This is a genomic window from Staphylococcus pseudintermedius, assembly GCF_034042775.1.
Taxonomy (GTDB): Bacteria; Bacillota; Bacilli; order Staphylococcales; family Staphylococcaceae; genus Staphylococcus; species Staphylococcus pseudintermedius.
The window spans coordinates 1,594,873-1,614,819 of the sequence record NZ_CP120150.1 but is presented as its reverse complement, the minus strand read 5'-3'; the positions used below and the strand labels follow the sequence as shown (position 1 = coordinate 1,614,819).

Here is a 19,947-nt window from a genome sequence, read left to right as displayed (position 1 = left end):
TTTGCATACGCATAATGATGAATGATGTGTTTTTTGTTATGATGTCGATGAGAGACTATCGCATTTTAGGTGAGAATAAGCTATAATATAATGATAAATTTTCGTGAGGGGCGATGAAGGATATGATCAGAAAAATTAAAACACATATGCATCCGATTTTGAGGAAAAAAGCAGCGCCTGTAACTGATTTTGATGCACATTTGAAAGATCTCATTCAAGATTTGGAAGATACGTTATATGATGCAGAAGGTCAGGCGTTAGCTGCACCACAAATTGGTGTGAGTGAGCGTGTCGCAATTGTCGACATGGAGCAAGATGGTTTGTTGCAGCTGATCAATCCTGAAGTCATTGCCCAATCAGATGAAACAGCGACGGAACTTGAAGGGTGCTTGAGTGTGCCAGGGCGTTTTGGTGAAGTGACGCGCAGTCGTATGATTACGGTTCGAAGTTACGATTTAAATGGCAATGAAGTTGAAATGACGGCTTATGATGACATTGCTCGGATGATTTTACATGTCATTGATAATTTAAATGGCATTTTATTTGTAGATATGATGGATCGAGAAATTTCAAATGCAGAATTGGAGGCTTATTTAGAAGATGAGTAAGATTATTTTTATGGGGACACCTGATTTTTCAACCGCAATTTTAGAAATGTTAATCGACACTGAAGAGGTGATTGCAGTTGTCACTCAACCCGACAGACCCGTAGGACGTAAACGGGTACTCACGCCACCTCCAGTGAAAAAGGTTGCGGTTGCACACGATATTCCTGTGTACCAACCTGAAAAGTTAAGTGGCTCAGCAGAACTTGAAACATTACTTCAAACGGAATGTGACTTAATCGTGACAGCGGCGTTTGGTCAATTATTACCTGAATCATTACTTGAACATCCAAAATTTGGCGCGGTCAATGTACATGCGTCATTATTGCCAAAATATCGCGGCGGTGCACCGATTCACCAAGCGATTATTGATGGTGAAGCAGAAACAGGTGTGACAATCATGTACATGGTGAAAAAGTTAGATGCCGGTGATATCATTTCACAACAAGCGATTCCTATTGAAGACAAAGACAATGTGGGGACTATGCATGATAAGTTGAGTAGACTTGGTACGGAGTTATTGAAAGAAACGCTCCCATCAATTATAAATGGGACGAACGACCGTACACCACAAGATGAAGCGTTAGTGAGCTTTGCATCCAATATTCAACGTGAAGATGAACGCATAGATTGGACACAAGATGCACGCACGATTTTCAACCATATTCGTGGTTTATCTCCATGGCCAGTGGCTTACACGACATTTGAAGATAAAAATATGAAGTTATATGAAGCGCAATTTGTAAAAGGTCAATCTGGGCGTCCGGGTGAGATAATCGATGTTACGAAAAAACATATCATTGTCGGTACAGGTTCAGACGATGCGATTGCACTGACAGAAATTCAATTAGCGGGTAAGAAAAGAATGTCTGTTGCACAATTTTTAAGTGGTTTCCAAACATCTCTAGTTGGAAAGGAACTCATCTAAATGGTCACAGTTCGTGAATTAAGTTTAATGACAATTGAAGCAGTGTTGAAAGACGGCGCTTACAGTAATTTAAAAATGAATGAGATGTTACAGACATATCCATTAAATCCTGCTGATCGCGGTTTATATACAGAGCTCGTGTATGGGACAATTAAGCGCAAACTGACTTTAGATTATTATTTAAAACCATTCGTGAAAACAAAAATTAAAGGTTGGGTGCGTCGTTTGTTATGGATGAGTCTGTATCAATTCCTTTATTTAGATAAAGTGCCGACGCATGCTTTAATTAACGAAGCCGTGAATATCGCAAAGAAGCGCGGTGGTGCACAAACAGGCAATACGGTCAATGCGATTTTACGTCAAATGACATCGCAGCCGTTACCAGACATCACAGCGATTAAAAAGCAACCTGAGAGACTTTCAATTCAGTACAGCATACCAACTTGGATTATTAAACATTGGTTAACGCATTTCGGAGCTGATACAACTGAAGCGATTGCGGCGAATTTGCTTCTCCCAGGAACACAAACTGTACGTGTGAACCGTACGCAAATCACTGTAGATGAAGCTATCGAACAATTACGCGCTGAAGGTTTTGAAGTTCAATCAGATACTCATATTGACGTTTGTCTACACGTGTCAGGTCATGGCGTGATGACGTCTGAACTGTTTCAAAAAGGTTTGATCAGTATCCAGGATAAGAGCTCTATGTTTGTCGCTGAATATATGGAATTACAACCGGGTGACGCCGTGTTAGACAGCTGTAGTGCACCTGGCGGTAAAGCGTGTCACATGGCTGAAATTTTAAATGGTCAAGGAACAGTGCTCGCAACAGATGTACATGCGCATAAAATTCAGCTCATTGACCATAACATCCGCAAGTTGCATTTAACAGGGATTCGTGCGATGCAACATGATGCAACACAACCATACGACCAGCAGTTTGACAAAGTTTTACTCGATGCGCCATGTAGTGGGCTAGGTGTTTTGAGACATAAACCAGAAATTAAATATGTGATAACGCCACAAGATGTTAAGGGATTAGTAGACTTACAATTACGCATCATTGACAATGTTTCAAAGCATCTTAAAGCTGGGGGAACAATGGTTTATTCGACATGTACCATTGAACAACTAGAAAACGATAATGTGATTTATACTTTTTTAAAGTCACATCCTGATTTCGAATTTGATCCTATAGAAGACCCTCGGACACATGAACCAGTGAAAACATTGCAACTATTGCCACAAGATATGCATGCAGATGGCTTTTTTATAACGAGAGTAAGGAAGAAAGGGTAGACAATATGATTACTGCAGAAAAGAAAAAGAAGAATAAATTTTTGCCAGACTTTGAAAAACAATCGATTTATTCACTTAGATTTGATGAATTGCAAGGTTGGTTGAAAGAGAATGGCCAACAAAGTTTCCGGGCTAAGCAGATTTACGAATGGCTTTATGATAAACGTGTAGATTCTTTTGAAGAAATGACAAATTTATCGAAAGCATTACGTCAACTTCTCGCGGATCACTTTACGATAACGACTTTGGCAACGGTTGTCCGCCAAGAAAGTCGCGATGGTACAATCAAGTTTTTATTTGAATTACAAGATGGGTATACGATTGAAACGGTATTAATGCGTCATGACTACGGAAATTCTGTATGTGTGACGACACAAGTGGGCTGTCGTATTGGCTGTACGTTTTGCGCGTCAACATTAGGCGGACTGAAGCGTAATCTAGAAGCGGGTGAAATCGTCTCACAAGTTTTAACTGTGCAAAAAGCGTTAGATGAAACAGACGAACGTGTCTCTTCTATTGTTATTATGGGGATTGGTGAGCCGTTTGAAAACTATGATGAAATGATGGACTTTTTGAAAATAGTGAACGATGATCACAGTTTAAACATTGGTGCGCGTCATATTACAGTTTCAACATCAGGTATTGTACCGAGAATTTATGATTTTGCTGATGAATCACTTCAAATTAACTTTGCGGTGAGCTTACATGCAGCGAATAATGAAATTCGTTCAAAATTAATGCCGATTAACCGAGCATACGATGTGGATAAATTGATGGAAGCGATTCAATATTATCAAGAAAAAACAAAGCGTCGTATTACGTTTGAATATGGCTTATTTGGCGGTGTGAATGATCAGCTTGAGCACGCGCGTGAACTGGCAAAATTGATTAAACCATTAAATTGTCATGTGAATTTAATTCCAGTGAACCACGTTCCGGAGCGTAATTATGTTAAAACGCCTAAAGATGACATTTTTAAATTTGAAAAAGAATTAAAAAAATTAGGCATTAATGCTACAATTAGACGTGAACAAGGCGCAGATATCGACGCAGCGTGTGGACAACTTAGAGCAAAGGAACGTCAAGCAGAAACGAGGTAGAACATAATGTTAAATGCAGAATTTTTTTCAGTAGCAGGGGATTTTCGTGAAAACAATGAAGATGCAGGTGGCGTGTTTTACAATAAAACAGAACAACAATTTTTAGTATTATGTGATGGTATGGGTGGTCATCAAGCAGGTGAAGTTGCATCTCAATTTGTTGTAGATGCTTTACAGGAAAGGTTTGAAGCGGAAAACTATATTGAGCCTGAGCAGGCAGAAGCTTGGTTGAAACATCAACTTCAAATCGTCAACCGTGATTTATACGATCAAGCCCAACAAAATCCTGAGTACCATGGCATGGGGACGACGTGTGTATGTGCATTAGTATTTGATCATCATATTGTTGTCGCAAATGTAGGCGATTCACGTGCGTATTTAACGAATGGTCGAACGATGGACCAAATTACAATTGACCATACATTTGTCAATCAGCTCGTGATGTTAGGTGAAATTACCGAAGAAGAAGCTTTCGTACATCCGAGAAGACACATTATTACGAAAGTGATGGGTACAAATCGTTTTGTGACACCTGATATTTTCACTAAACGTACGCAATTTTATCAATATCTGATTTTAAATTCTGATGGTTTAACAGATTATGTGAAGCCGTACCAATTGCATGAACTCTTGAATGAGGGTAAGACTATTCAAGAGATTGGTGATGACATGCTTGCAGTTGCTGAAGAACAAGAAGCAAAAGATAATGTTTCTTTTATACTCGCTGAAATTGCAGGTGAACCTGTATGATTGGGCGTTTAATAGATGACCGCTACGAGTTGAAGCAAATTCTTGGTGGCGGTGGCATGTCGAATGTTTATGTCGCAATGGATACTATTTTGAATCGTCAAGTCGCTGTGAAACTCATTCATATTCCACCGAACGAAAAGCAAGCGACGATCCAACGCTTTGAAAGCGAAGTTCAAAACACGACGATACTGACACATCCAAATATTGTCAGTGTTTTAGACGTGGGTGAAGAAGTCGACTTTTTCTTTCTCGTGATGGAATATATTGAAGGGCCCACCTTAGCCGATTACATTAAAGCGAACGGGCCGTTAAAGCCTGAAAAAGCGCTCTATTTTATCGAGCAAATTTTAAGTGGGATTCGTCATGCACATGAACGTGGCATTGTGCATCGTGATATTAAGCCGCAAAACGTCATGATTGACAGGAATCAAACGTTAAAAATTGTAGACTTTGGTATTGCGAAAGCGCTCAGTGAAACAACGATGACGCAAACGAATCATGTTGTTGGCACTGTCCAATACTTATCGCCTGAACAAGCAAAAGGTGAAAAAACAGGCGAACGTTCTGACATTTACTCAATAGGTATTGTATTGTATGAAATGTTGACGGGGCATCCACCTTTTAGTGGCGAAACGGCAGTGAGTATTGCAATTAAACAAATACAAGAAGCTGTGCCGAACGTGACAGATACGCGAAGAGATGTGCCTCAAGCGTTAAGTAATGTTATTTTAAAAGCCACAGAAAAGGATCAAAGTCACCGTTACCGTTCAGTATCAGAAATGGCGCACGATGTCATGTCGACTTTAGATCCGACCCGTCAAAATGAAGCAATATACGAAGTGGACGGTACAGCAACAAAAACTGTACCCATCAATAAAAATGCGTTAAAAGCTGAGCAAGCGAAACAAGGTCAAGCTGTTGATGAAACGGCACAAATTCCAATTGTCACGCCTGAGAAGCAACCTCAGGGACAACCTAAGCCGAAACCACAACCTGCTTATTATAGTACGCCACCGAAGCGCTCGGGACGCAAAAAATGGATTTTCGGTGTGATTTTATTACTTTTATTAGGTAGCTTGTTTATTTTTATGGGTGCAGCGATGACTGGAGATAAATATAGTCAAGTGCCTGAAGTGCTCGGCAAATCGAGAGCTCAAGCCGAAAAACTATTAAAAGATAATAAATTGACTGTAGGTGACGTCACATATGATTACAGTGACCGTTACAGTAAAGATCAAGTGATGACCGTCGATCCAGAAGAAGGCAGTAAGGTGGAACAAGAAAGCAGTGTGGACCTTGTCATCTCAAAAGGTCAACGTGTGGAAGCCATGCCGAACTTGGTAGGTATGACGAAACAAGATGCCGAACGAAGATTAAAAGAATTAGGCTTCACGCATGTGACATTTACAACGGCCTATACTAAGAATAATATTGAAAAAGGTCATATTGAGTCGCAAAGTATTCAGCCAGGTCAAAACGTGGCAGTGACGCAAGATAAAGTTGAAGTCACAGAATCACTCGGTAAACGTCAAGTATATGTCGGTGATTATACGAACAAAGACATAGATGATGTGAAAGCAGAATTAGAAGAAAAAGGACTTGTCGTTAAAATTGAAAAAGAACGTTCAGACCGCCGTGTGAAAAAACATCATATTATCAATCACTCGCCTAAAAAGACAAATGTAGAAGAGGGCGATACGGTGAGCTTTATCGTATCTACAGGTGAGAAAGAAGATGATGAGGACAGTGATTCAGCGGTGAAGGCGTACAGTGAGACGGTGAACATTCCTTATACAGGTGAAAATGATAAGCCTCAAAAAGTAGAAGTTTTTATTACAGATAAAAATGATAATGGTCAAAGCCCTGCTGAAACGTTTAATATTACACGAGATACGCCGCAAACGATGCAATTTGTGATAGAGAAAAATAAATCGGCGAAATATGTGATTAAAGTGGATGGTAAAACAGTGGCGAGAAAGACGATTGATTTTGATGATTTTTAGAAGATGAAGTGTAGTTTTTGTTAGGTTTTTAGTATTTCGGTGACATGTGTGTTTTAATCCTACAGATTGCTGAACGATGCTTCGTTGTTATATTGATTTAGCCTTATTGATGCAATCTAAGGCTCGCGTTCCTAGGGGTGGGTCCTTCAACTCAATTCGGCTTGATTATAGTGTACATTTGGTGGTAGCCGAATTGGATTTTGAGAGCAGTACAGAAATCTCATGTGTAACGAAGATTTCGTCGTACTGCCCCCGCAAGGCTGACTAGACTTCTCAAAAGCGAACGCGTTGAGAAATCAGACAGCTACTGCGTTAAACAGTAACTACTTTTGAAGTTAAGTAACATTATTTTGCCTTTAACATAACCACTCAGGAGTCTTGCCAGGATTGTTAATCAATAAGGCTATTTTGTTTTTAGGAAGCATCGTTCTAGCAATCTGTTTTTTTGTATAGAGAGACATAGATTGCGTTGTGCTCGGTAAAAATAAATTTATCATCTTTCGCCACTATTATGTGTGGGTGAGATATTGGAGATTGTTGACATTTAATAGCATATCATTTATCAACTGTGAAAATGGACGTGGGGTTCGTTTTGACGGTTGTTTTTTATGTTGAAAATGGCTTTCTGATATCTGTGATTAAGAAAACAGATTAATTTGCTAAGAATGCTTTTGAAAGTTGGGTTTTGGGATTACATTTCGCTGTTAACCACGTATAATGGGGGAGAAGATAAAAAATTGTTTTTCGGGGGGATTTAAAGTGGCAAAGAAATTACCAAAAGATACGGGATTAGACAATACGCTTAAAATGATCAACGAAGCTTATACTTATGTACCTAAGCGTCTAGAAAAGTTTGGAACGAAAGCTTTTGAAACGCGTGCATTAGGGATGAAACCTATTGTTGTAATCAGTGGTAAAGCAGCGGCAGAACTATTTTATGACAACGATAAGATTTCAAGAAAAGGGACGTTGCCGAAACGTATTGTTCATACTTTATTCGGAAAAGGTGCGATTCATACGACAGAAGGTAAAGTGCATGTCGACCGTAAAGCGCTTTTTATGTCTTTGATGACTGAGAAAAATTTGAAATATTTACGTGAATTGACACGAAATTATTGGTTTATGCATACAGAACGCATGCAAAATAAGGATGAAGTTAACGTCTACCAAGAAGCGGGACTGATTTTAACAAAAGTCGGTTTTCGCTGGGCAGGTTTAAGACAAACAGATGAACAAGCAGTGCAAAATGCGGAAGATATGAATACGATGATTGATTCGTTTAGCGGGCTCGGCCAATCTTTGAAAGGGTATCGTGAAGCGAAAAAGGCGCGTGCACGTGTTGAACAATTTTTACAAGAGCAAATCGAAGCGGTGCGAGTGGGTCAGCAATATGCAGAACCAGGAACGGCTTTATATGAGTTTGCGCATTGGAAAGATTTGAATGATCAACCGATGGACCCTCACTTATGTGCAGTAGATTTAATGAATATTGTACGTCCACTTGTTGCGGTGAATCGCTTTGTGAGCTATGGTGTGAAAGCGTTGATTGAATTTGATCAAGAACGTAAAAAGTTACAAGTGACTAACGATCCGAATTACGCTTATAAATTCGCTCAAGAAGTGCGACGAATTTTCCCATTTGTGCCATTTTTACCAGGTCGATTAAAGAAAACGGTTGAATTTGACGGTTTTAAACTGAAAAAAGGCACATTGACGGTATTGGATATTTTTGGGACGACACATGACCCTGAATTATTTGAAAATCCATATCAATTTAACCCAGACCGTTTTGACAATTGGGATGGCAGTCCATTTGATTTAATTCCACAAGGTGGCGGAGATTTCTATACGAATCATCGTTGTGCGGGTGAGTGGATGACAGTGATTGTGATGGAAGAAACGATTCAATATTTTGCGAATAAAATTGATTTCGTAGCACCTCCACAAGACTTGTCTGTGAAGTTAAGTCAATTTCCAGGTAAAGTGACAAGTGGGACGATGATTAAAAATGTATATCCAAGAATTTAATTTGTGTGTATGAATAGGCTGAAATAAAGCGAGATGGGACTGGGGCATTGTTTTCTCAGTCTCTTTCCTACGATTTGTCAAGGGTTCAATAATTAAAATTGACATTACTGAACTAGACCGTCCAATTTTTACTTTTTTGAATAAGGTGTTATGATGTATATGATTATATGGTTGCGTTAGTGTGGTGCTTTCTGATAATCATATAATTTATTATTGACTATCAAGTAGTGAATGGTCTTTAATAAGCGATTGATACTCGCTATTACGGCAGTCTTGTGGGTTTTCCCATGAGGCTGCTCTCTTAATTTATAATAATAATCCACAATATGGCTTTGATAATGATTTCTTCCCCTAATAATGTTCATAATGATTAAGTACAATAAACGTCTTGCTTTTTTATTTCCTCTTTTGTTGATCGTATCCCTACTTTTTGAAGTTCCTGATTGATACCGTTTAATATCAATACCTACAAATGCATTCAATTGTTTATTTGTTTTAAATTCTCTAATATTACCAAGTTCCCCAATAAGCAATGCAGCTGTGAGTTCTCCGATGCCAGGAATTGAAATAATGTTTTCAAACTCAGTTGTATTTTTAGCTAAGTCAATCATTTCCTGATCAAATTCTTTCATTTCTTCTATCCCAATAAGCAGTTTGTCGCATAAGTATTGGACTTTTTGTAGGAGGAAAGAAGACTTGTCCACATTCGGAAAACTATTAATCTGTATTTCAATTAATTTTTGGACATACTTGTGAGCTTTATTAACTGAAATGCCTTTATCAGTTGAATGAAGTACTTTTTCCACCAATTCATCATGAGTCAAAGTACTTACAAAATCAGGATGAGGAAATGCTTTAGCTATATTTAATGCGATTTTTGAATATCTGTTAGTAAATAGCTTTTCTAACCCTGGAAATGTTTGATGTAGTGTTTCGACTAACTCAACTTTGAGACAATTTTGGTTTATCTCCATTTCTAAGTGAAAGCGCGCACGTTCTCTCAGTTCAAAGTATATCTCTTCAGGATGACGTTGTACCTTTGAATCTTTCATTCTAAAGGCAAGAAGTGCGAGTTTATGTGCGTCTGACTTATCTGTTTTCCATGATCTTAATGAGCTCGTTTTGAACTTGGCTTCTAGGGGATTCATTTCTAAGTAATCTATTTTGTGAATTTCACAAAAGCGTTTCATGCCTCTTGAATAAATACCTGTTGATTCAAAGAGGATAAATAGAGAATCCAGATGCTTGATGTAATTTTTAAGATAACGATAGCCATTTTGATTATTTTGAATGACCATTTCTTTAACCAAAACTTCATCCTTATAATGTGCGACCACACTTTCTGACTTACCTATATCAATACCTAAACAATTGATAAAAATCATACCTTTCTTTATTGAATTGAGAAATCTTTAACTTTACTTAGCCTTTTTCATTTCATTTTCCTATACACGGTTTCTAGAACCCAACATACTTCAATCGAATTTCAAAAGGAGAGTAAAGCTGATCAGTTTTTTTACGGATTCAAAGATCCACGAGACTGCGCGATCTACTTCTCTCTACAACTATAAAAAATAGCTGTGAAGAAATCTATCGTCATAAATTTCTTCACAGCTAATCTTAGTATGTTTTTTAAATGAGATGGCATCCATTAATGTCAAAAATTGTTGCAAGTATTAAATCATATCATTGTCTATAAGGCTTTGATATAATAATTGAGGATATTAACAAAAAAGAGGTGTGAATTTGAAAACAGGTCGAATTATTAAATCAATCAGCGGTGTCTATCGCGTTGACGTCAACGGTGAAATGTTTGATGCAAAACCACGCGGACTCTTCAGAAAAAAGCAAATTACGCCTATCGTTGGAGATATTGTGGATATTGATGTGGAAACACATGCATCGGGTTATATCCAACACGTACATGAACGTCGTAATGAATTAAAAAGGCCGCCAGTGAGCAATATCGATTTACTCATTGTCGTGATGAGTGCGGTGTCTCCTGATTTTTCAACACAATTGTTAGATCGCTTTCTCGTGATTGGTCATTCATATGGGTTACAACCGAGTATACTCATTACGAAAAAGGATCTTGCATCAAAAGAAGAGCAAGCAGCTATTGAAGAAGTTCTCAAATATTACGAAAAAATTGGTTATCAAACACAGTTTATTGGTAAAGATGATGATGTGGCTGAAGTATTTCAACATTGGGCACCTGGACTTGCCGTATTGAGTGGACAATCAGGGGTAGGGAAATCGACATTACTCAACCGTTATGCGCCGAGTCTTGCGTTGGAGACGAATGAAATTTCACAATCACTCAACCGAGGCAAGCATACGACGCGCCATGTCGAACTTTATCCACGCGAGCAAGGTCATATCGCCGACACACCTGGCTTTAGTGCGCTCGATTTTGATCATATTGAAAAAGAAGATTTGCGAGACTATTTTATCGATATTGCCGAATTAGGGGCATACTGTAAATTTAGAGATTGTTATCATATTAATGAACCGCGTTGTCATGTCAAAGCGATGTTAGATGCAGGAAAATTGCCAGCATTCCGTTATGACCATTACGTACAATTATATAATGAAATATCAAATCGAAAGGTAAGATACTAATGACAAAAGTTTTTCCTTCTTTATTATCAGCTGATTTTTTAAACTTAAAACAAGAATTAACAAAATTAGAAGAAAGTGGGATTGATGCATTACATTTTGATGTGATGGATGGCCAATTTGTACCTAATATTTCAATTGGTTTTCCAGTGCTTGAAGCGATTCGTGCGGCAACGGATTTACCGATTGATGCACACTTGATGATTGAGACGCCGAATGACTATGTCGAAGCATTTGCGGAAAAAGGTGTGAACAAAATTTCAGTGCACATGGAAGGTAATCCACATATTCATAGAGTGGTTCAAAATATTAAGAAACATGGTGTTGAAGCGGGCGTTGTCATCAATCCAGGGACACCTGTACATGCTTTAGATGCGATCATTGAGGAGGTGGATTTCGTCTTAGTCATGTCTGTGAATCCAGGTTTTGGCGGTCAAGCATTCCTTCCAGCTGCCGTAGATAAAATTAAACAATTAGATGACATACGAAAAAATCGCCAACTTGACTTTAAAATTGAAGTCGACGGTGGTATTAATGATCAAACAGCGAAACAAGTCATTGAAGCAGGTGCAGATTGGTTAGTAACAGGTTCGTATTTCTTTAGCCGAGCAGACTATAAAGAAGCGAACCAACGTTTAAAAGGTGAACTGTAATGAATGATAAAGTCATTGGCTTGCTCTGTAGTGATCGCGAATTGCCAGAAGCATTGTTCGACAACCAACGCCATCAAACATGGGGGGGCGTAGATAGAGGGACGATGATTTTATTACAACACAATATTACGCCAATCTTTGCGGTAGGCGATTTTGATTCAATTTCTGAAAGTGAACGCGAATGGGTACAATCACGCATTGCCATTGAGCCCGTACCAGCCGAAAAAGCCGATACAGACCTAGCCCTTGCTGTACGCACTGCAGCGGAACAAGGGTATCATCATATTCAAATTTTTGGGGCAACAGGTGGACGTTTAGATCATTTTATGGGCGCTATGGAACTCCTGCAACACCCTGATTTTGAAGCGGTGCGTATTCAACTCATTGATCAACAAAATGAAATCGAATATTTAACTAAAGGTCAGCATGTATTACAAAATGATACAGCTTATCGTTATGTTTCGTTTATGCAAGGGGTGGATCAAGTCGTACTTTCATTAAAAGGCTTTAAATATGAATTGTGCGAGCAGCAGTTGAATCGAGGCGAAACTTTAACAGTCTCAAACGAATTTGATGCAAAACAAGGAGAGGTCATCGTTCATCGAGGTGGCGTCTATGTCATGAGAAGTCGAGATAAGTAAAAATGAGTATCAATAAAAAAACAGGTCTCCCACATAAAGACCTGTTTTTTATTTCGATATATGTTGTTAATTATACGCGAGTAACTTTACCTGATTTTAAAGCACGAGTTGAAACCCAAACTTTTTTAGGTTTACCATCAACAAGGATTCTAACTTTTTGTAAGTTAGCATTCCAACGACGTTTAGTTGAGTTTAACGCGTGTGAACGTCTGTTACCTGTTGAAGCTTTACGTCCTGTTACGAAACATTCTTTACCCATCATCGTACCTCCTTTAAGAAATACAAATACACTTTTCTACTACATACTAAGGTAATATACCACATTAATAATTGACATGCAATAAAAAGTTAGGTTATATTTTCATAAATCACTTTTTGTGTTATGCACTTTCTGATATAATTTGAAACTGTGATTAACTGAAATATGAGAAAATGTAATCGTGCACATGCGTATATTGGCAACGACTCGTCAGATATAGTAATATAATATTATTAGAAATCAGAGTGTTTTTTAATGATTGGTAATCAATTTTAATAAATATAGTGATAGATGATATAAAAGAGTGAATTTGTAAATAGGAGGCGAAAAGGATGGCTTTAGAAATTACAAATGATTATGGAAGTATCGATATCTCAAATGAAGTAATCGCGTCAATTGTAGGCGGTAAAGCTGTAGAATGTTATGGTATTGTTGGAATGGCTTCACGTCAACAAGTGAGAGACGGTATTGCTGAAATTTTAGGACATGAAAACTATGCGAAAGGGATCGTAGTGAGGGAAGATAATGGTGTATTAGACGTAGATATGCACATTATTGTAAGTTACGGTGTGAAAATTTCAGAAGTTGCGCAAAACGTGCAATCAACTGTGAAATATACTTTAGAAAATACATTAAAACTTAAAGTCAACTCTGTGAATATTTTTGTTCAGGGCGTGCGCTTTAATAATGACGGGAAAGACAAATAGGAGGATATTTGCATGATAACGAAGATCAACGGTAATCTATTTGCCGACATGATTATACAAGGGGCACAAAATTTATCAAATAATGCGGACATGGTGGATGCATTAAATGTTTACCCTGTGCCTGATGGGGATACAGGTACAAATATGAACTTGTCAATGACTTCTGGACGTGAAGAAGTACAGGCCCATTTGACGGCTCATATTGGGAACTTAGGTAAAGCTTTTTCTAAAGGATTATTGATGGGCGCACGAGGCAACTCTGGTGTTATTCTATCTCAAATTTTCCGCGGATTTTCAAAAGCATTAGAAGATAAAGAAGAAATTGATGTCAAACAATTCGCGGAAAGTTTTGAAGCTGGTGTTAAAACAGCTTATAAAGCAGTCATGAAACCGGTAGAAGGGACAATTTTGACTGTCGCTAAAGATGCCGGTGCAGCAGCTGTTAAAAAAGCGCAAGAAACAGACGATTGTTTGGAAGTGATGGCGTATGTTTATGAAGAAGCGCAAAAGTCACTTGAAAATACACCTAATTTATTACCAGTGCTGAAAGAAGTCGGCGTTGTAGATAGCGGTGGTAAAGGCCTGACATTAGTTTATGAAGGTTTCCTTAAAGCGATGAAAGGTGAAAAAATTGTCGCAGAAGCACCGAAAGTCGATCGTGAAGCTTTCTTTAATGATGAACACGATTTTCATGGGGTTATTGATACAGATGATATCGTCTATGGCTATTGTACAGAAATGATGGTGCGTTTCGAAGCAGATAAAGCACCGTTTGATGAAGCTGACTTTAGACAAGAAATGAGCCAGTTTGGGGATTCATTATTGGTAATTAGTGATGACGAAATCGTGAAAGTCCATGTTCATACAGAAACACCAGGTGAAGTCTTTTCATTCGGTCAAAAGTACGGTGAATTGATTAAAGTTAAAGCTGAAAATATGCGTGAACAACACCGTGAAGTTTTACGTAAAGAAGCAGCACATCAATCTAAAACAAAAAATACAAATGATACAACACAAACTGTAGAAACAGCGGTCATTACCATTTCAATGGGTGACGGCATTACAAAGCTGTTCAAATCAATGGGTGCGACACATGTCATTAGTGGCGGTCAAACGATGAACCCTTCAACTGAAGACATTGTCAAAGTGATTAACGACAGTGGTTGTAAGCGTGCCATTATTTTACCGAATAATAAAAATATTCAAATGGCGAGTCAACAAGCAGCAGATATTGTTGAAGTTGAAACAATCATTATTCCAACACGTACTGTCCCACAAGGTATCGCAGCCATGTTCCATTATGATGAAAGCGCGGACCTAGCGACTAACGAAGAAGCAATGACTGCAGCTATTGACGACATCCAGTCAGGTGCGATGACTTATGCCGTGAGAGATACGAAAATTGACGGTATCGAAATTGAAAAAGGTGCTTTCATGGGACTTGTAGAAGATAAAATCATCGCAAGTGACCGAGATAAGCAAACCGTATTGAAAGATACTTTAAATCACATGTTAAGCGAAGATAGTGAAATTTTAACGATTATCACAGGTGAAGAAGCGGAGAGCGAATTAACAGATTGGATTGAAACATTCGTAGGTGAGCACTATGAAGACGTTGAAGTTGAAGTACAAGACGGTCAACAGCCAATTTATCCATACTTATTTGCAGTAGAATAGTTTGATTGATAGAACCTAAAAAGCATCAGACGACGTATCATCGTTGTTTGATGCTTTTTAATGGTCGTTGGGTTTTCCGTATTACGGAGTAGAGCGTTGTTATCAGATTGACGAACTTAACTTTCGCATTCCTAGGGCAGAAATCAACTCACCACTTGATGTTTACTTAATGTTAGTATATTTTTTTGATTTGCATCGTGTGTCTTGATAATTCTAGAAAAGGGTATTGAAAATGAGCATATGCCTTTTTGAAACTGTAGTTAAAATGGACTGCTTTTGATTTTCAAAGGTGCTTCTTGGTACAGAAGTGTAATGGTGTAGGCATTAAGTCTATTGAACTGTTCTTAGGCAACAAGTGGACATGCCTTCCATGTATCATGACGGCTCAAAAACGATGCCAGAGATTGCCAAAGCCACCCAAGACTCCTGAGGCATAGAGTTCAATACAAATGCATGTCTTTAAACCTTGAAAGTGGTTAATGGTTATCGCAGTAGTTGTCTGACTTCTCAATACGCTTGCTTTTGAGAAGCCCAGTCAGCCTTGCGGGGGCAATACAACGAAATCTTTGTTACACATGAGATTACTGTACTGCTCCCAAAATCCAATTCGGCAACCACCCCATGTACACCACAATTAAGCCGAATTGAGTTGAAGCGAGCGCCTAGGAACGTGAGGGTGGCAAGCAATCCAAATAACTGAAATGTTAAAGGAATAGTATTCTGTGAACTACAATGTCAAAACCAACGTATCCAATACACTACAATGTCAAAACCAACGCGACATTATAACCTGAAATGTATCAAAAACACCGCATCAAAACCAAACGTATCACAAACACCAAATGTTCAAAACCATATAGGAAAAACAACACAATCAAACACAAATAATAAAAAACAACAAAAATTACATTCTACAAAGAACATTGATATAATAAAGAGACACATTTGATGGTCAAAAACGGGGGGAGCAAAAATGAAATATAAAAGCGTATTTGATATTATCGGACCTACAATGGTTGGTCCGTCATCTTCACATACAGCAGGTGCCGTCAGAATCGGTCTTGTCGCAAGAGATCTATTCGGCAAACAACCAGAACGGGCAGACATCTATCTATACGGCTCATTTATGGAAACATACAAAGGGCACGGTACAGACGTCGCATTAGTCGGGGGATTACTCGGCTATGACACAGATGACGATCGCATTGTAACGAGTCTCGAAACTGCAAAAGAGGCCGGCATGCGCATACACTTTATTGAAATGAGTGAAGAACGTTCACATCCAAACACAGCAATTATCGACATGACCGATGGAGTAAAAAATATTTCTGTTGAAGGCGTATCGATTGGTGGCGGTAAAATTGAAATTGTCGCGATTAACGGTTTTCCATTAGCCATTAGTGGTAACTATCCGACATTACTCGTATTTCATCAAGATACATTTGGTACGATTGGTAAAGTTGCCAATATTTTAGGTGATGACGGTATTAACGTCGGCAGTATGCAAGTGTCACGAAAAGAAAAAGGTGATCAAGCGTTAATGACGTGTGAACTGGACGATGAAGTGAATGACAAGATTTTAGATGCGATTCGACAAGTTCCAGGTGTCGTAACAGTTTCGTTGATGGGGGATAATTAAATGATGACAGACGTGAAAATGTTTAAAAGTGTCAAAGAATTAATTGAGAGATGTGAAGCGGAGAATAAAGCGATTTATGAAGTTATGTTAGAGCAAGAAATGGCTGTAACGGGTATGACAGCTGAAGAAGTGTATACGCACATGGATCGTAATTTACAAACGATGGAAAATGCACTTGAAGAAGGATTAGCAGGGGTCACTTCTAAAACAGGATTAACGGGTGGCGATGCGGTCTTAATGAAACAATACATCGAAAGCGGCCAAGCATTAGCAGGTAATCTAGTGTTAGATGCAGTAAGTAAAGCAGTAGCGACAAATGAAGTGAATGCAGCGATGGGGAAAATTTGTGCAACACCTACTGCGGGTTCTGCTGGCGTTGTTCCTGGTGTTTTATTTTCACTTAAAAATAGATTACAATTAAACCGACAAGATATGTTGAACTTTTTACTCACGTCGGGTGCTTTTGGTTTTGTTGTAGCGAACAATGCGTCTATTTCTGGTGCGGCAGGTGGCTGTCAAGCAGAAGTCGGTTCAGCAAGTGCAATGGCAGCTGCGGCAATTGTTGAAGCAGCTGGCGGATCACCGCAACAATCTGCAGAAGGTTTTGCGATTTGTCTTAAAAATATGTTAGGTCTCGTATGTGATCCAGTGGCAGGCTTAGTGGAAGTACCTTGTGTAAAACGTAATGCGGCGGGCGCGTCCAATGCGATTGTGTCAGCGGATATGGCATTGGCAGGTATTACATCTCGCATTCCAACAGATGAAGTCATTGATGCGATGTATAAAATTGGTCAAACGATGCCATCTGCTTTGCGTGAAACAGGTCGTGGTGGCTTAGCGGGTACACCAACAGGTCAGCGATTAAAACAACAGATTTTTGGTGATTAATAATGACAAAGTTAAACCTCATTGAAAATCCTTATGCGCTTAAGGACATCAAAGGGTTAGGTCCTAAACGGTTGGCCATTTTAAACGAAATGAATATTCATACCATTCAAGATTTGGTGCTTTATTTACCGACGCGTTATGAAGATAATACGTTGGTTGATTTGACGACGGCTGAAGATGAATCTCATGTGACAGTTCGCGGGGAAGTATATTCAACCCCCACTGTCGCTTTTTTTGGAAGAAATCGTTCAAAATTGACAGTTCATCTCATGATTAATGGGATTGCGGTCAAAGCAGTGTTCTTCAATCAACCCTATTTGAAAAATAAAATTCAGTTGCATGAGACGGTCGTTATTAAAGGAAAATGGTCTCGCCGTAAACAAGAAATTAATGGTCAGAAAATGTTTTTTGATCTGTCGCAGTTAGCGGATGCGCAGTTTACACCTGTTTATCGTGTGAAAGAAGGGTTAAAACAAAAAACGTTGCGCGATATGATTCAACAAACACTACAAGACATTACAATTCATGAATGGTTGCCGGCTTCGATGCGTGAACAATACAAGTTAGAAACGTTACATGATACTATACATGCCCTTCATGAAGCGAAAGATCAGCAATCGTTATTACGTGCACGCCGGACGTTTGCTTTTACAGAATTTTTTATGTTTGAGCTTCGTATGCAGTGGCTCAATCGTATGGAAAAAATGTCAGAAGAAGCGATAGAAGTACAATATGATATTCAGCAAGTTAAAACGTTTATAGAGACGTTGCCTTTTGAGCTGACAGAGGGGCAAAAACAAAGTGTGAATGAAATTTTTCGTGATTTGAAAGCACCAATACGTATGCACCGTTTATTACAAGGGGACGTGGGCTCCGGTAAAACGGTCGTAGCGGCGATTTGTATGTATGCGATGAAAACAGCAGGATACCAATCAGCATTGATGGTACCGACAGAGATTTTAGCGGAACAGCATGCGGAAAGTTTGGTCGAATTATTTGGACCGTATATGAACGTAGCGCTGTTAACTGGTTCTGTCAAAGGGAAAAAACGTCAGCTCTTGCTTGAACGGTTAGCAAATGGCGAAATTGATTGCTTGATTGGTACACATGCATTGATTCAAGATGATGTGGCGTTTCATAATGTGGGTCTTGTGATTACGGACGAACAGCATCGTTTTGGGGTGCAACAGCGTCAAAAGTTACGTGAAAAAGGTGCACTCAGCAATGTTCTCTTTATGACTGCAACACCGATTCCTAGAACGCTCGCCATTTCAGTATTTGGTGAAATGGATGTCTCCTCAATTAAAAGTTTACCAAAAGGCCGTAAACCGATTGAAACTTACTGGGTGAAACATGAGCAATACGCCCAAGTCATTGAACATATGGAACGCGAGTTGCGACAAGGGAGACAGGCGTATGTCATTTCACCGCTTATCGAAAGCTCGGAACATTTAGAAGACGTCCAAAACGCGATTGCACTGTATGAAAATTTACAAGTAGCGTTACCACAGCGAAGAATCGGTTTATTACATGGGAAAATGAGCGCAGATGAAAAAGATGACGTCATGCATCGGTACAGTGCACATGAACTCGATGTCCTTGTTGCAACAACCGTTGTTGAAGTCGGTGTGAATGTGCCCAATGCGACTTTTATGATGATTTATGACGCGGATCGTTTCGGGTTGTCGACGTTACATCAATTGCGTGGTCGTGTAGGTCGTAGTGATTTTCAAAGTTATTGTGTACTCATTGCTTCCCCTAAAACAGAAACAGGAATCGAACGTATGCAAATTATGACGCAAACGACGGACGGGTTTGAATTGAGTGAGAAAGATTTAGAAATGCGGGGGCCCGGCGATTTCTTTGGTGTGAAACAAAGTGGTTTGCCTGACTTTTTAGTGGGCAATTTGGTCGAGGATTATCGCATGTTAGAAGTAGCGAGAGATGAAGCAGCTCAATTAATGCAGTCAGGTGTGTTTTTTACGAATGAATTTGAACGGTTGCGGACATTTATTGAAGATAAAGTGTTGTACCAAAGCTTTGATTAATCGGTAGTCAAATGACCTGATATTCGCGTGTTGATGTGACATGAAATCATTTTGAACTGTGCTGTAAACATGTTAAAATAAAATGGAGTCGATTAAGACT

At 38.9% G+C, this 19,947-nt stretch carries 17 protein-coding genes; 15 read left to right on the top strand and 2 right to left on the bottom strand.

All coding sequences use genetic code 11. From position 1 onward, the window contains the following. Positions 1-122 precede the first annotated feature (122 nt). The 7 genes from P3U61_RS07630 (at position 123) to P3U61_RS07600 (ending at position 8,716) form a co-directional block, all read left to right on the top strand. Positions 123-608 (top strand): peptide deformylase, encoded by a 486-nt coding sequence (locus tag P3U61_RS07630; protein ID WP_014614143.1) that lies wholly within the window; start codon positions 123-125, stop codon positions 606-608. Beyond that, positions 601-1,533, top strand: coding sequence for a methionyl-tRNA formyltransferase (gene fmt / locus P3U61_RS07625; protein ID WP_014614142.1), 933 nt, complete (start codon positions 601-603; stop codon positions 1,531-1,533). Before P3U61_RS07630 ends, fmt begins: the two co-directional genes overlap by 8 nt. Further along, on the top strand, positions 1,534-2,835 hold the full coding sequence (gene rsmB / locus P3U61_RS07620) for a 16S rRNA (cytosine(967)-C(5))-methyltransferase RsmB (RefSeq protein ID WP_100006723.1): 1,302 nt from the start codon (positions 1,534-1,536) through the stop codon (positions 2,833-2,835). Positions 2,836-2,840: 5 nt separating this feature from the next. After that, complete coding sequence (gene rlmN, locus P3U61_RS07615; protein ID WP_014614140.1) at positions 2,841-3,935, top strand: dual-specificity RNA methyltransferase RlmN; 1,095 nt, start codon at positions 2,841-2,843, stop codon at positions 3,933-3,935. A gap of 6 nt (positions 3,936-3,941) precedes the next feature. Beyond that, positions 3,942-4,685, top strand: coding sequence for a Stp1/IreP family PP2C-type Ser/Thr phosphatase (locus P3U61_RS07610; RefSeq protein ID WP_014614139.1), 744 nt, complete (start codon positions 3,942-3,944; stop codon positions 4,683-4,685). After that, positions 4,682-6,688, top strand: a complete 2,007-nt coding sequence (gene pknB, locus P3U61_RS07605; RefSeq protein ID WP_323695684.1) for a Stk1 family PASTA domain-containing Ser/Thr kinase — start codon at positions 4,682-4,684, stop codon at positions 6,686-6,688. Before P3U61_RS07610 ends, pknB begins: the two co-directional genes overlap by 4 nt. 759 nt (positions 6,689-7,447) lie before the next feature. Then, positions 7,448-8,716 (top strand): cytochrome P450, encoded by a 1,269-nt coding sequence (locus P3U61_RS07600; RefSeq protein ID WP_101458208.1) that lies wholly within the window; start codon positions 7,448-7,450, stop codon positions 8,714-8,716. Positions 8,717-8,892: 176 nt separating this feature from the next. On the opposite strand, the gene P3U61_RS07595 is transcribed toward P3U61_RS07600, so the two are convergent. Beyond that, a complete protein-coding gene (locus P3U61_RS07595; RefSeq protein ID WP_308412405.1) occupies positions 8,893-10,092 on the bottom strand; it encodes an IS110 family RNA-guided transposase in 1,200 nt (399 codons plus the stop codon). Positions 10,093-10,462: 370 nt separating this feature from the next. Between P3U61_RS07595 and rsgA the strand changes: the two genes are divergently transcribed. Genes rsgA through P3U61_RS07580 form a run of 3 tightly spaced genes read left to right on the top strand, consistent with a single transcriptional unit; the run spans position 10,463 to position 12,629 of the window. Continuing rightward, the gene (rsgA, locus tag P3U61_RS07590; RefSeq protein ID WP_014614136.1) at positions 10,463-11,338 is read left to right on the top strand and encodes a ribosome small subunit-dependent GTPase A; all 876 of its coding nucleotides are present in this window, start codon (positions 10,463-10,465) and stop codon (positions 11,336-11,338) included. Then, complete coding sequence (rpe, locus tag P3U61_RS07585) at positions 11,338-11,988, top strand: ribulose-phosphate 3-epimerase (RefSeq protein WP_063284326.1); 651 nt, start codon at positions 11,338-11,340, stop codon at positions 11,986-11,988. Before rsgA ends, rpe begins: the two co-directional genes overlap by 1 nt. Beyond that, positions 11,988-12,629 carry a thiamine diphosphokinase gene (locus P3U61_RS07580; protein ID WP_063284327.1) on the top strand — a complete coding sequence of 214 codons (642 nt, stop codon included), beginning with the start codon at positions 11,988-11,990 and terminating at the stop codon, positions 12,627-12,629. Before rpe ends, P3U61_RS07580 begins: the two co-directional genes overlap by 1 nt. Before the next feature lie 70 nt (positions 12,630-12,699). Here the strand turns inward: P3U61_RS07580 and rpmB are convergent, their stop codons facing one another. After that, positions 12,700-12,888, bottom strand: coding sequence for a 50S ribosomal protein L28 (gene rpmB, locus P3U61_RS07575; RefSeq protein ID WP_014614133.1), 189 nt, complete (start codon positions 12,886-12,888; stop codon positions 12,700-12,702). 332 nt (positions 12,889-13,220) lie between these two features. Between rpmB and P3U61_RS07570 the strand changes: the two genes are divergently transcribed. The 5 genes from P3U61_RS07570 to recG all read left to right on the top strand — a co-directional run bounded on the left by P3U61_RS07570 (position 13,221) and on the right by recG (position 19,847). Further along, positions 13,221-13,595 (top strand): Asp23/Gls24 family envelope stress response protein, encoded by a 375-nt coding sequence (locus P3U61_RS07570; protein ID WP_014614132.1) that lies wholly within the window; start codon positions 13,221-13,223, stop codon positions 13,593-13,595. Positions 13,596-13,607: 12 nt separating this feature from the next. Next, positions 13,608-15,272: a fatty acid kinase catalytic subunit FakA gene (fakA, locus tag P3U61_RS07565; RefSeq protein ID WP_014614131.1), complete on the top strand. Its 1,665-nt coding sequence runs from the start codon at positions 13,608-13,610 to the stop codon at positions 15,270-15,272. A gap of 973 nt (positions 15,273-16,245) precedes the next feature. After that, positions 16,246-16,911, top strand: a complete 666-nt coding sequence (gene sdaAB / locus P3U61_RS07560; protein WP_014614130.1) for an L-serine ammonia-lyase, iron-sulfur-dependent subunit beta — start codon at positions 16,246-16,248, stop codon at positions 16,909-16,911. Positions 16,912-16,929: 18 nt separating this feature from the next. Then, a complete protein-coding gene (gene sdaAA, locus P3U61_RS07555; RefSeq protein ID WP_031254141.1) occupies positions 16,930-17,799 on the top strand; it encodes an L-serine ammonia-lyase, iron-sulfur-dependent, subunit alpha in 870 nt (289 codons plus the stop codon). Positions 17,800-17,801: 2 nt separating this feature from the next. Beyond that, positions 17,802-19,847, top strand: coding sequence for an ATP-dependent DNA helicase RecG (gene recG / locus P3U61_RS07550; RefSeq protein ID WP_014614128.1), 2,046 nt, complete (start codon positions 17,802-17,804; stop codon positions 19,845-19,847). The last annotated feature ends 100 nt before the right edge of the window (positions 19,848-19,947 follow it).